Raw genomic sequence first — 12573 nt, 5'->3', positions numbered from 1 at the left:
GTTTTATCCCTCTTCACCAGTAGTTAATTCATGACCGTATTTTTGCTGAGTACCGCCATTATCGGGTAGCATCTCTTCATTACTATCCTCAATTTGATTTGGTGAGTTTGGTTCATCCTCAGGTCTTTCTCTTGGCGTCATTTTACCCATTAAGTAAAACTCCATATCTGATACCGGTACAAAATTATCGGTTGGTAGTTCCATCCCTTTTTTATTAAATGGACGAACTAACCTTGGTGTAACCATAATGACTAATTCTGACTGGCCCTTAACAAACTCCTGGCTACGAAATAACTGCCCTAAAATTGGAATGTCCCCAAGACCTGGGATTTTATCGACGCTTTCACGTAGTGTGTCACTTATTAAACCGCCGATGGCAATTGTTTGCCCATCGCCAAGCTCAACTGTTGTTGATGTAGTTCGTTTAATAATTGAAGGGACAACAAAAGCACTACCTGAGCCGTCAGGTCTAATAGTTAGTGAATTTGAATTACTTAGCTCGCTGACTAACACATTTAAACTTAAGTTTATTTTTCCTGAGTCGAGAATTGTAGGAACAAAACTTACGCCTACACCAAAATCTCTATATTGAACGCCTGTGCCTGAGCTGCTTCCCCCTGCGGTAGGGATTGGTACTTCACCACCTGATAAGAAATCTGCTTTTTGGCCACTTAATGCGGTAATATTAGGCTCTGCTAATATTTTTGCCAACCCATGCTGTTTTGCTACATCAAAGGCAAAATTTAACAACATATCGCCATCTAAATATGAACCGAAAAAACCTCTTGAAATGGTCGGGCTAACGCCAATGGCATCAAACAAATCTCCACCAGAAACAATCCCACCAGAGCCGTCTGTTCCATCAAAACGCAATAACATTTTTGAATCTAACCTACGGGCAACTTCACTTTGAACCTCAGCAACAGTGACCTCCAACATTACTTGTTGGCCACCACCCACACTTAGCATATTTAACACTTCACTCTTTGCTGAACCGCCGCTCGCTGCTTCTGCATATGCCCTCGCGAGCTCCATGGCCATATTCATTTTAGTTAATGATGAAGATTGGCCACTTAGTACTAGTTGACCCTGTGAGCTTTCAACACCAATTTTTTCTTTTGGTAGGTAGTGATAAAAACGCTCTCTTAGGCCGTTCAAATCATGGGATACTTCAAGATTAAATAAATCAACAACCTTGTCGTTTTCATCCCATATGATCACGTTAGTATGACCTAACGTTTTACCTACAACATAAAGTTCGTCTTGGCGTAATACTAAAATATCGGCTATATCCGGGTTACCAATTGAAATGCGATGAATAGGATGCTTCATTTTTAAATTTCTAGATTTAAAAATAGGAACCTTTATTGCATTTGCTTCTTTTTCCGTTGGACCACCAGCAACTGCATTATTGTTTATTGCACTATTTATAAAAATAGTTAACGTTAATACAAATAAGAGTCCTACATTATAATTTTTCATTGTTGTAGTCCTTGTCTAATTATTTGAAACTTGTACAGATTCTTTTTCAATACCGCGAATAATTTCAACTTTGTTTCGACCTGTTAATGAATTAACTGCAACAGTTTGAGTTTCTGAACTCGCCTCTTTTGCTGCTTGTTCGAATGCTTTCTCATCTTGTTCGGGATCAAAAAGTGCTACTTCTGCTTTATCATTAGGGTTTCTTAAAGCGAGTTGTAAGCTGCCTTTATTTTGCGCACTCATTAATGTTTCTGCCTGTTCAAGCGTGACTTCTAGAGTTACAGCCCGTACGATCTGCGGTTTGTTTTCATCATTTGAAGCTCTTTGATCTACTGCTAATATTTTTATGTTTGACAATACAACTTCTGTATTAGCTGCGCTTTTACCCCGATAAGTAATTAAAATGTCAACGGTATTGCCAGGTAATATAAACCCTGACACTCCAACAACATCATTTACTCTTATCGAAACAGCACGCATATGCGGACTTATCAAACTTGCTAGTGAGCTTCCTTCACCTTTTTTAGCGATACGTTTGGTATGAAGTATATCGCCATTATATAATTTGCTTTTAGCAATCATGCCCGTTGCATCTTCAAGCCTAGTTACGGCTCCTTCTGGGACCATTGATTCTGGAATTGTTTTAACGGTTAAATGCTTTGCTTCAATAATGCTTCCTGTTTGCAACGCAGCATTGACCGTTATCACTTGTGCCTGACCGACTTCAACGGTTTGTGATTGATTTTTATCAAGCCAATTCTTAGCAAGGAATACAGCTCCTAAACCAAAAACGATTGAAAGTAATATAAATACAGCTACATTCTTGTTCACAAAATCTCCTTATTCGCTAAACATTATTAATCCGTACCGCTTACTTAACGAAATAACTATGCCAGGCAAAGTCTAATAATTCTTTAGTTATCGTCGACTCTAATTGCTTAAATTTAATTTGATCGCTGACAATAGAAATCAAATCTCGAGGATAACAAGGAAGGAATTTACGGTTATGCATTTGATGCATGTGCTCTACTAAATAATCAAACACTGCCATCTCGCATAACAAGTTATATTCAATGCATTCTTTAAACCAAATTTCTTGATATAACTCTTTAGTTAATTGTTCAAACTCAACTTTATAACCAAGCCTTCTCAAAAATGCTTCATCAACTAAATCAGTCGGTGTTAAGTTAGTTGAAAATAATAAAAGTAGCTCAAACGGTAATTCAAAATGAAGGCCTGATTGCAGAGAAAGAAAATCTCTACGCTCTTCTAAAGGAATAATCCAACGGTTAAACAGCTCTTTCGGGGTGATTTTTTGACGACCTAAATCATCCAACAATAATATGCCGTTGTTAGCTTTAAGCTGTAGAGGTGCTCGGTAAATTTTTGAGGCTTTATCATAGCGAACTTCAAGCATATCTGCCGATAGTTCACCGCCGCTAACCACTAAAGGGCGTTTACATAACAACCAACGAGGATCAAAACCAGAAGCTATTTTTAATACATTTTCTTGTATTGGCTGCTCAGATAGTTGATGAATTTCTGGGTCAAACACTTGCACAATTTCATTATTTACTTCGATTGCATGTGGTATCAAAACTTCACCACCAAACACTAAATTTAAATGACGGCAAAAGAAACTTTTACCGGTACCTGCAGCACCATATATTAATATTGGTTTAATAGAATTTAATGATGGTCCGATTTTTTCAATCAGTTCATTTGAAAAGGTTAAATCTGCAAAAATAGAATTAATATCATCATTGGTGACCACCTGATCGCGGCTAGTTTGTTTTAAGCAAATTTCAGTGTATTGATCTAAAGGAATAGGAGCAGGACCAAGGTAGCCATTTTTTAACAGCGCTTTGTCTGCTTGTAAGTCACCTATTGAACTTAAAGTAAAACGCATTTGTTCACTTGCACTTTGTGATACGTTTTCAACCCAAGACTTAGCCTTACATATATCAATAAGCTCTTGAATAATTGAACCACTAATACACAGCTTTGTTGATAATTCTTTTAATGTTAAAATACCCGCGTTTTGCAGATGCTTTAACATTAATTCAATTACTAATGTTGTTGATAAGCCAGTTTCTAAAACTGTTTGAGGAGTTGGTGCTATATCTAGAAAGTCAAGTTCTTTACTGAAATGAACTTTTTCACTGCTTACATTTTCTGCAACACTTCTAGTTTCGACTGCATCTTTTAGTGGAAAATCAATAGAGCCATCTTCAACCTTACTACCTTCCTCAGCATCGAAGTTTATTTTATTATTAGAACCTTCAGTTAAATCATCAACTTTAGTAACTTCGTTACTTTCACTCTCTGACGGTTTTTTATTAAATTTAAATAAATTCATGACGATACCTTAAATATGCACTAAGAGAAAAACTGATATCTAAACGTTGAAATTGCAAATAGTATTTCTTCATTTTGGCTACATGCCCAAAGCCAACCTATTGCTAACGCTGGAGCATAAGGTACTCGAAGAGCTGCTGCTTCACCAGCACTAGGCTTGAAATACTTCTTAACATAAAAACACTGGTAATAACGCACTAAAGTAGCCTTAACGCCCTGCCAACCGGTTTTGTATAAAACTAAAACTAGACTAGTTACCCCTCCAGCGATAGTCGCGTATGCAACTGACCAAGCAATTAACTCAGGGCCGGTGATAACACCTACCGCCATCATTAACTTTACATCTCCTGCGCCTAACACTTTAAAATAAAAGGCAGGAAACAAAATGATAAATGCTGTCAGTAAACCTAACAATCCATTTAAACCACCGGCCCAACCGAAAAACATAAACTGAACGGTAAAACCGATGGCGACAACATACAAACAAAGTATATTTGGGATTTTTTGAATACGAAGATCAAAATACAGTGCTAGGAAAAATGCTAAAGCAATAATCCCTAATAATATAAGTTGCGTATGTTGCGTATCCAAAATCACAACTTAATCACTAACAAGGGTTTGCTACCCCGTTTACAGCTCCATTAAGACAGGTGATACTATCTTCAGCGGCATCCCCTAATAAAGTGAAAGCTCCAGCAGCTACACCTGCCACCAAACTACCAGCAACAGCATACTCAACAGCGGTTAAACCGCTTTCGTCTTCAATAAATCTTTGTAAGATATTCATATTTTAGTCTTCCTATTCTATTACATTCAAAATTCTTCAATGCTTACTTTTAACCACAATCAGAGGTGCCACTTACGCCAGCATGGCCACATAACACCTTTATTTGCGAATCCACTGAAAGGCCTAAAGTCGAAAAGGCTGTAACTAAGCCGCCAACGACTAAACTACCAGCAATTGCGTACTCAACCGCAGTCAACCCTTCTTCGTCTTCAATAAATTCTTGAAATAAATTTTTTAAATTTCTCATCTGAAATGACTCCATTTTTATTTAATTCAGCTAGGAGAGCCGATTGTTGCTGCTCCTTGCCAGACTTGTTTCTAAAACCTTACAAAATATGTATTTATTTAGGAACGAATTAAAAGATTAGAAGTTATTTTGTGAAAGGGTTATCACAGGATTGCTATCTGTTGCATGAAATTGCGTTAGATATGAATTTTTATGATCAAGGTCGTAAATGTCTGGTGACAAACGTAATTTTCCTTTCTCATTTATCCAGGCGGTTTGATAAGTAATGTAAACAGGTAGTGGGGTTTTAAGTGGAAGGTTTGTTGTTTTACCAGACTCAATAACCTTATGCATTTTATTAAGGTGTGATGATTTATCAGCTTTAAGCAGGTATTTAGCCAGTAAGCTCGCATCTTCCAACCTTATACATCCATGGCTTAAAGCCCTGTTACTTTGTCTAAATAACGACTTTACAGGCGTGTCATGAAGGTACACTGAATAGTTATTTGGAATATTAAATCGGTAATAACCCAATGCATTGTTTGCACCAGCAGCTTGCACTAACCGGTAAGATTGCAACAACTTACTTAGGTTTAGGCCTGGGTCATCAATCTCTTTGGTTACAATATTTTTCCAATAACCTTTTACTAATTGAAAGTTTTTCCGTTTTAACGATAGAAAGTCCTGTTGGTATTCAGGAATAAGTTCGTTGTTAATAATATTTCGAGTTGGTGTCCATGTAGGGTTAAGCGTAACTCGATTAATTTCAGTGACCATTTGTGGGGTTTGGTTTTCTACATCACCCACTATCACTTTCATTTGTACAGTTTGCTCACCATCTTCAATAACTGACAGCTGATAGCCAGGTATATTTACCAATAAATATTTCTCTGGCGGCATTTTAGGCAAGGTGAACCAACGCCACAGGTTAACTTGTAATTGTTTAATTCTTTTTTCAGGTTTTACTTTTAAAGCTGCATAAGTATTCGGGCCAAGTTTGCCATCAGCCTCTAAGCCATGACGACTTTGAAACTCTTTTAACGCTGCAACCACAACAGAGTCAAAAACATCTAAACGAGTTTTTGTTTGAGCTTTCCTAGGTAAATCTCCAAGTAACGTCAAGATTTGTCTAATGCCTTTAACTTGTTTATGGCTTTGGCCGAGCCTAGGTTTAAAGCTAGAGTCTAAAGAAGGCCAAGAATGTTGACTTAAAAATCGGTATTCTGAAATAGCTTTTCGTATATGTGATATTTGATCGTATGCAGGAATTAAAGACAGTAATAGTTCATCAGAAGCATCTTCATTAATAGCATTTAGTAATTCATATTTGGCATTAATTTGTTGCTTATAATTATTTGTCGAAACTTGAATTAGCTGTAAAAAACCTTTTGTTAACACCCTATCATGTTGTTCAAATTGATTACTTTTAAGGGCGTTAATCTTGATAAGGCTATGCCAACCTAAATCGGCTAATAGCCGATGCAATGAAAGGCCTGACAGAGTTAATCCTTTTTTATCAAACCATAGCAACTGCTTGTTGCTTTGTTTGATTAGATATTGGTATGGGCTTTGTCCCTTTGATAGCTCTATAGCCTGAATAGCTACAGTATGGTTATCATCTAAAGATTCAACTACCTGGGTATTTGCGTAAACAGTTATCGATAAAGGCAAAAGAGTCAGCAAGGCTGACTTTAATAATGTTAGGAAGTAGGGATGGGTAAAGTCTAATTTAGCCAACACTTTCTCTTCCTTCTAAAGTGTTAAAATTACCTTGCATGACAGATCCCATATTAGGGATTAATTCAGACCGTAACCGTTGGTATCTAATATAAGTTGGGCTTTGTTTTAACTCTCTGTTACCTTGCGCGTAAGAATTTGGTGTTATATTAAAATGCTCTTTAAAGCTCCTACAAAAATGCGAAGGGTTTGAAAAACCCATTTGATAAGAAATCGTAGTAACAGAGCTTTCACTATCGGTAAGCAAACGTTCACTTTCTTCAAGTTTTCGACATAAAAGATAATGACTATAGGTTAGGCCGCATAAATCTTTGAACATATGACACAATCGGCTTGGGCTTAAGTGAATGTCGTGAGACAAATCTTGCAAAGATGGTCCTTTGGCAAAGTCTCTCTCAATGATATTGAGCAAAGAAGATATTGGATTTTCTCTACTAACTTCAGCACAGGGCAGGTTTTGCTGACTTTCTAGCTTTTCAGTAAAACAGTTGATCTCTGTTTTATTTTTCAGCGTACAAACTAAACTATGCTTATCTTGCTCAGAGAATGGAAAAAGAAATAAATCATCAACTCCAAGGTGTAATGATTGATGTAATAAAGGAATAGATACAGCAGTTGTCACCACAAAAAGTAAGCTGTTGCTGTATTGATTTCTTATATATTCTACGTTGTGCAAATGAGTTGCACTGGTGTAATCCATTAAATATATGATCGCGCTAGGTAGACTTGAATATTGCTCTAACCCATCCATAGAGCTAACAGTATCTAACTCACAAAATGGGCTCAACTCTTCCTTGCAGTGTTTTCCTAACACTTGGTCAAATGAAACTAAAAGCAATACGGCTGCTTTTTTATTTTTATTAAACACCATAAATAATCCCTTTACATCCCTTAGGCTATTACAGCAAATCTCTATTGCTTAATAATTAATCTAGGAGTGATAAACGGATCTGTCAAATTTGTTGAGAAAATAACCCTATCTTTTAAGCGGTTAATAAATACAGATAAATAGCCTAATTTTTGATATTCTTTGCTAACATATTAATAAATAAGATATTCATATTTTACATCGTGGTTTAAATATTTTTATATGAAAAGTTTAGTTACATCTTTCTGGCTGGTATTTTGTATTTCAATACTACTGTTCTCTTTTGGGCTAAGCTGGCAAATAAATAAAAGCGTAAATTTTACCTACCCAGTGTGGTATCAGGTTTTAGATATTGATGCTCATATAAGCAAATATGCCCCGCAAAATAAATATAATAAACAAGATTTTGTTTTTACAGATAAAGATCAACACGTTAAATTATTTGAGCAGGTAGTGATAGCAATAAATAACCATGGTAAAAATCTCGATAAAATTGCATATCATAGTAAAAACAAACAACAATTATTATTTACTCAAAGCGAAGTAATACATCTTCAGGATGTAAGTAACTTAGTAGATACACTTAGACTAGTATGGCTAGTAAATTTGCTTCCTTTAATATTGCTAAGTTTGTTGTACATGCAGAAAAAGCTACATATGCCAAGTACTAAACTAAAAGTTACAGCACTAATTGTAAGTGTTGTAGTGGTTATTTCGAGCTTTGCAATATTCGGATTTAAGAAGATCTTCTATTATTTACACACTGCGGTATTTCCCGATAATCATCAATGGTTCTTTTATTATCAGGAATCGTTAATGAGTACTTTTATGAAAGCACCAGATTTATTTGCGGCAATGGGAGTTAACTTATTGGTAGTGGGAATAATTATATTCAGCTGTTGTTATTACTTCATTAATATACAATCCATAAAAAGCTCTATTCTAAATCGATAGTACGAATCGCAAGTTTTAGAAACTCAATGCGTTCGCCTAAATGGCTTTGTGCTTGGCTACCCGTATAAGCGCTTTGATCAGCTTGTAGCCTTAGAACTAACCAACCTCTAACCATTACATAGTATCTTTGATCCCAGCCCAGTGCTGTAACTTGATGAATAGAATTTGGATCGGTTGGGTTATTTAAAGCCTCTTGTATGGCCAGGATTTGTTTGCCAAGCTTTAAAGCTTCTACATCTTGTTCGGATAAGGTTATTGTGGCTGTTTTGTTGGCTTCATCAATCGCTTTTTGATCTGCATGCACAGCAGAGGCAAAGATAAAAGATAGCGAAACAATGCTGCCTAAGAACATATTTAGATATTTAGACGTTTTCAATTTGATACCCTCTACAATTATTTAGTTACAATATTGATATAAATTACTGTCCTTTTCCATACCTGCTAATTGCACTTGCTTATCAAAGACAAAGCCCAGCTTGAATAATAACGCCCTAGATGCTGGATTATTGATAGCAGTTATAGCTAGCACGGTTTTAAGCTGTTTATCTTGTACTTCATAGTCTAACACTGCTTTTGCCGATTCATAGCCGTAACCTTTGCCACTGTATTGTTCAAGAAAAGCAAAACCAATATCCGGCTCAGGTAATGTATCCCTTTTTAATAGGCCACACATGCCAATCGGTTTATTCGAGTTTTTCAAACAAACAATGTGTAGAGCAAAACCAAAATCTTTATACATTTGTTGCGGGCCGGTTTTTATATAGTTTAGCGCATCAGCTAATGTTCGAACTTGTTTGTCGCCTATATTCTCAATGAAACTGGCTTCATTGAGTAACACTAAAATAAATGCTGCATCATCTGCACGAATGCGCCTAATAAGTAAGTGAGTTGTTTCTAAAAGCTTCATATTTTTTATAGTTATACCAAGTTGATTACTGTATCCGTGTATTGCTGTTATGTAGATTATGAATAGCTACAAAACTAATACCGTTTTCAACATGGAAGTTGTATATGCCGAGTTCACAGGATGTGAATGAACGGTCCATGGTGGTTTGCATTCCATCATCCATGAAGTAAAAGCCGCTTTAAACGTAATCTAAAGCGGCATTTATAAAAGTATAAGAAATTTTATCGAGACTATTTATTTGGTTCAATAAATTCAACACTATCCACAGTTAACGTATAACTGGTTGGAATTTGCTTAGCGCCATCCACTAAGTTTAATTCTGGCGACACTAATTCACTTTTCATCAAACCATTAACTTTAATCGCAGTGAACATACTTAACGAAGGCGGCTCTACCGGAGTTTTTAATTTTGCATATACAATTTGATTTGGCGCTGGTGGCGGCTCATGAATACAAGCGCCTACGTATGGTACTAATAAAAATTCTTTGATCTTCTTACCTTCAAACTCTAAAGGTAATAAGAATCCAGACATTTCAATATTCTGGTTATCTAAAGCAGGGTTAGTTGATTGAAATTCCTGCTCACGTTGAGTAATAATTTCTTCTCTAATTTTAAACATAGATTTAATATCAATGCCTTGATCGGCCAAGGTTTTACGAGCTGTATCAGCGAGTTTTTTAGATTCAGCATCAATTTCTTGGCCGCTGGCAGTAATGTCATCAACAATCGCAACTTGTTGTAACATACGGATTTGCTCAATCTCTAAATTTTCGAATGGGTTAGCTATTTCTTTGACTTGAACATGTTCATTCAATGTAGACCAATCTATTTGTTTGCTCTCATTTGAAGTCACATCTGTAGCGAATGCCACAGTACTAAAAAGTACGGCTACAATAGAAAATAGGGAAAGAATATTTTTCATTTTAAAACCTTTATTAAAAAATTTTGAGATTAACTTCGAATTGACATGCCATCAGATAGCGCATATCGATAAATTTGCATACTTGGGAATAAACTTATGATTAAACCTGCACCTCCAACAAGCGCAAGTAATCCCCATTCTTGGGCTGATGGCATTCCTAACTCTAAGTAAATACCAAAGCTGTTGAGAATAAAAGGTTTTATAAAAAATAAAATAGCATATAAGCAGCCAATACCTAACGCTAAACCAGATAATATAATTGCTAAAGCTTCCCCCATCATTAACGAGAAAATGTGACCTGGACGAGCACCTATAGCTCTAAGTATAGCCATTTCTCTACGGCGCTGGTTTAAACTGTTTAATAAAATAATAAGCATAGTTGCTAAGCTGATGATCACCACCATCAGTGATACTGCGAATAAGGTTTTCTCAACGATAGACAGCACTGACCAAAGTTCTAATAAAGCAACACCGGGCATAATTGCCATTAATGGCTCACTGTTATACTTATTAACAACTTGCATCATGGTTAACGCTTGCGGGCGTTCATTTAACCCTAAGTAAAAGCCCGTTATAGTATCGGCACTATGGTTATGATCGTGGTGGTTATCTGCAACAAAACTGTCGCTATGAATATCGATGCCATGATCATGCGAAACATCTTCGTGCAAATCATGCCCTTCTGAATCATGTCCCTGCGTGTCATGTTCATGTTCATGTTCATGTTCATCATGGGAATGATGGGAATCTGTAACTTGCTTTTTAGTAGTATTGGTTTTATCAGGTAAGCCTAAAGTTAAAAAAGGATCATGACCTACTGCCATGCTTTTTTGATCACTATGTAATGAATCAATACCTTCAAGGCTGATAAACACAGTTCTATCTACAGGTGTTGCAGTAGGTGCTAGAATACCGGATATAACAAACGGTTGTTTGTCATGATGTATATAACTATCTGCGCCGCCATGAGCAATTATAATTTCGTCACCAATCTTATATTGCAGCTGCTTAGCAACTTCATTACCTATAACTACATCGGTTATCTCTTTGAACCAAACACCTTGTAACGTCGACAGTGATTGCTTGCTGCCGTATTTATAATGATTATAAAAATCATTAGTCGTACCCATTACCTTATAGCCTTTATGAGAATCACCTAAAGAGAATGGAATTGACCAATTTACGGTATTATTGCTTGCTATTTCTTCATAAGATTCATATTTAATACCATTGGTTGCAGTGCCCATTTGAAACACAGACGACAGCAATAAGTTTACCGAACTGGTTCTAGCGCCAACAATTAAGTCGGTCCCTGATATGGTATTGGTAAAACTATCTTTTGCTTGGACGCGCACTTTTTCAATGGCAATTAATAGCGATACACTCAGTGCAATGGAAAATATGGTGAGAAATACGGTAACTTTACGGTTTCGAAAACTTTTCAAAGCTAAATTTGCAATCGCCATTACATCGCTCCTTCAGTTGAAATAGTAACAATATCTTTTTGATTTTTTAATACTGCACGGTTCAATGTCACCGTACGGTCAAAATCTTCCTTTAAGCGCGTGTCGTGACTAACAAAAATTAACGTTGAGCCAGCAATTTTACATTCTTTAAATAATAACTCTAAAAAACTATGACACCGGTCGGCGTCTAAAGATGATGTTGGCTCATCAGCAATAATAATCTCTGGCGCCCCCATCAATGCACGAGCAGCTGCAACACGCTGTTGTTGACCAATACTCAATTCATTTACCGGCTTATGTAATAAGTTTTCATCGCCCATATCTAAATGCGAAAGCAATCTTAATGCTTCAGCTTCTAAGGTTTGTGAATTTTTTAGGGCGCGAGATTTACGCAGCGGCGAGAAGTTACACGATAACAATACGTTTTCGATGGTAGTAAGGTATGGGATCAAATTAAACATTTGGAAAATAACGCCAATGTGATCCGCTCTAAATTGGTCGCGTTTCGTTGGCGACATTTGAGTTAGGTTTTTACCCAACATTGTTAACTCGCCAGAATCAGCTGAAATAACACCACATAACAGGCTCAATAAAGTAGTTTTACCACTGCCACTGGGGCCACGTAAAAACAGTTTTTCACCTTTATGTACGGTAAATTTTTCGATGTTAAATTCAAAGTCGGCCTGTTCATGCCAAGCAAATTTTAAATCACAAATATCGATAATGTCAGACACGTACTTACCACCTTGGATAAATTTATCGGTTAATAGATTAAACTAACAAGTTAAACTATTCATATCAGTATAAAACCATAGTCATTACTCTTAAAGCAAGTAAGCTTTTGTTATGTAATGTTACTTTATTT

General features: G+C 36.3%; 14 protein-coding genes. 1 reads left to right on the top strand and 13 read right to left on the bottom strand.

What is annotated here, in order from left to right; all coding sequences use genetic code 11:
- Positions 1-3: 3 nt before the first annotated feature.
- The 8 genes from RGQ13_RS04825 to RGQ13_RS04790 all read right to left on the bottom strand — a co-directional run bounded on the left by RGQ13_RS04825 (position 4) and on the right by RGQ13_RS04790 (position 7461).
- Positions 4-1482, bottom strand: a complete 1479-nt coding sequence (locus RGQ13_RS04825; protein WP_348392431.1) for a type II and III secretion system protein family protein — start codon at positions 1480-1482, stop codon at positions 4-6.
- A 15-nt stretch (positions 1483-1497) separates the two neighbouring features.
- On the bottom strand, positions 1498-2313 hold the full coding sequence (gene cpaB / locus RGQ13_RS04820) for a Flp pilus assembly protein CpaB (protein WP_348392430.1): 816 nt from the start codon (positions 2311-2313) through the stop codon (positions 1498-1500).
- 40 nt (positions 2314-2353) lie between these two features.
- Positions 2354-3841, bottom strand: a complete 1488-nt coding sequence (locus RGQ13_RS04815; protein ID WP_348392429.1) for a P-loop NTPase family protein — start codon at positions 3839-3841, stop codon at positions 2354-2356.
- Between the two features lie 20 nt (positions 3842-3861).
- Entirely contained in the window at positions 3862-4431 is a 570-nt protein-coding gene (locus tag RGQ13_RS04810; protein WP_405054160.1) for an A24 family peptidase, read from the bottom strand.
- A gap of 16 nt (positions 4432-4447) precedes the next feature.
- Positions 4448-4627 carry a Flp family type IVb pilin gene (locus RGQ13_RS04805; protein WP_348392427.1) on the bottom strand — a complete coding sequence of 60 codons (180 nt, stop codon included), beginning with the start codon at positions 4625-4627 and terminating at the stop codon, positions 4448-4450.
- 49 nt (positions 4628-4676) lie between these two features.
- Positions 4677-4874 carry a Flp family type IVb pilin gene (locus RGQ13_RS04800; RefSeq protein WP_348392426.1) on the bottom strand — a complete coding sequence of 66 codons (198 nt, stop codon included), beginning with the start codon at positions 4872-4874 and terminating at the stop codon, positions 4677-4679.
- Between the two features lie 117 nt (positions 4875-4991).
- The gene (locus RGQ13_RS04795) at positions 4992-6593 is read right to left on the bottom strand and encodes a L,D-transpeptidase family protein (RefSeq protein WP_348392425.1); all 1602 of its coding nucleotides are present in this window, start codon (positions 6591-6593) and stop codon (positions 4992-4994) included.
- The gene (locus RGQ13_RS04790; RefSeq protein ID WP_348392424.1) at positions 6583-7461 is read right to left on the bottom strand and encodes a helix-turn-helix domain-containing protein; all 879 of its coding nucleotides are present in this window, start codon (positions 7459-7461) and stop codon (positions 6583-6585) included. Before RGQ13_RS04790 ends, RGQ13_RS04795 begins: the two co-directional genes overlap by 11 nt.
- 219 nt (positions 7462-7680) lie before the next feature.
- Between RGQ13_RS04790 and RGQ13_RS04785 the strand changes: the two genes are divergently transcribed.
- Positions 7681-8412 carry a lipoprotein intramolecular transacylase Lit gene (locus RGQ13_RS04785; protein ID WP_348392423.1) on the top strand — a complete coding sequence of 244 codons (732 nt, stop codon included), beginning with the start codon at positions 7681-7683 and terminating at the stop codon, positions 8410-8412.
- On the opposite strand, the gene RGQ13_RS04780 is transcribed toward RGQ13_RS04785, so the two are convergent.
- From RGQ13_RS04780 to RGQ13_RS04760, 5 genes are all read right to left on the bottom strand, one after another.
- Complete coding sequence (locus tag RGQ13_RS04780) at positions 8396-8788, bottom strand: hypothetical protein (RefSeq protein ID WP_348392422.1); 393 nt, start codon at positions 8786-8788, stop codon at positions 8396-8398. The two genes, RGQ13_RS04785 and RGQ13_RS04780, sit on opposite strands and share 17 nt — an antisense overlap.
- Positions 8789-8809: 21 nt before the next feature.
- The gene (locus RGQ13_RS04775; protein ID WP_348392421.1) at positions 8810-9319 is read right to left on the bottom strand and encodes a GNAT family N-acetyltransferase; all 510 of its coding nucleotides are present in this window, start codon (positions 9317-9319) and stop codon (positions 8810-8812) included.
- Positions 9320-9549: 230 nt separating this feature from the next.
- The gene (locus tag RGQ13_RS04770) at positions 9550-10242 is read right to left on the bottom strand and encodes a DUF3299 domain-containing protein (protein ID WP_348392420.1); all 693 of its coding nucleotides are present in this window, start codon (positions 10240-10242) and stop codon (positions 9550-9552) included.
- A gap of 29 nt (positions 10243-10271) precedes the next feature.
- Entirely contained in the window at positions 10272-11708 is a 1437-nt protein-coding gene (locus RGQ13_RS04765) for an ABC transporter permease (protein WP_348392419.1), read from the bottom strand.
- A complete protein-coding gene (locus RGQ13_RS04760; RefSeq protein ID WP_348392418.1) occupies positions 11708-12442 on the bottom strand; it encodes an ABC transporter ATP-binding protein in 735 nt (244 codons plus the stop codon). The genes RGQ13_RS04765 and RGQ13_RS04760 overlap by 1 nt, the downstream gene beginning before the upstream one ends.
- Between the last annotated feature and the right edge of the window lie 131 nt (positions 12443-12573).

The sequence above is a fragment of the Thalassotalea psychrophila genome, assembly GCF_031583595.1.
GTDB classification, from domain to species: domain Bacteria; phylum Pseudomonadota; class Gammaproteobacteria; order Enterobacterales; family Alteromonadaceae; genus Thalassotalea_A; species Thalassotalea_A psychrophila.
Note: the sequence above shows the minus strand (reverse complement) of the source record. Positions and strands in the feature narration are given on the sequence as shown.

Coding starts and splice junctions, on each gene's coding strand:
- RGQ13_RS04825 (WP_348392431.1), bottom strand. CDS start 1,482: ATGAAAAATTATAATGTAGGACTCTTATTTGTATTAACGTTAACTATT.
- RGQ13_RS04815 (WP_348392429.1), bottom strand. CDS start 3,841: ATGAATTTATTTAAATTTAATAAAAAACCGTCAGAGAGTGAAAGTAAC.
- RGQ13_RS04805 (WP_348392427.1), bottom strand. CDS start 4,627: ATGAATATCTTACAAAGATTTATTGAAGACGAAAGCGGTTTAACCGCT.
- RGQ13_RS04800 (WP_348392426.1), bottom strand. CDS start 4,874: ATGAGAAATTTAAAAAATTTATTTCAAGAATTTATTGAAGACGAAGAA.
- RGQ13_RS04790 (WP_348392424.1), bottom strand. CDS start 7,461: ATGGTGTTTAATAAAAATAAAAAAGCAGCCGTATTGCTTTTAGTTTCA.
- RGQ13_RS04785 (WP_348392423.1), top strand. CDS start 7,681: ATGAAAAGTTTAGTTACATCTTTCTGGCTGGTATTTTGTATTTCAATA.
- RGQ13_RS04775 (WP_348392421.1), bottom strand. CDS start 9,319: ATGAAGCTTTTAGAAACAACTCACTTACTTATTAGGCGCATTCGTGCA.
- RGQ13_RS04770 (WP_348392420.1), bottom strand. CDS start 10,242: ATGAAAAATATTCTTTCCCTATTTTCTATTGTAGCCGTACTTTTTAGT.
- RGQ13_RS04765 (WP_348392419.1), bottom strand. CDS start 11,708: ATGGCGATTGCAAATTTAGCTTTGAAAAGTTTTCGAAACCGTAAAGTT.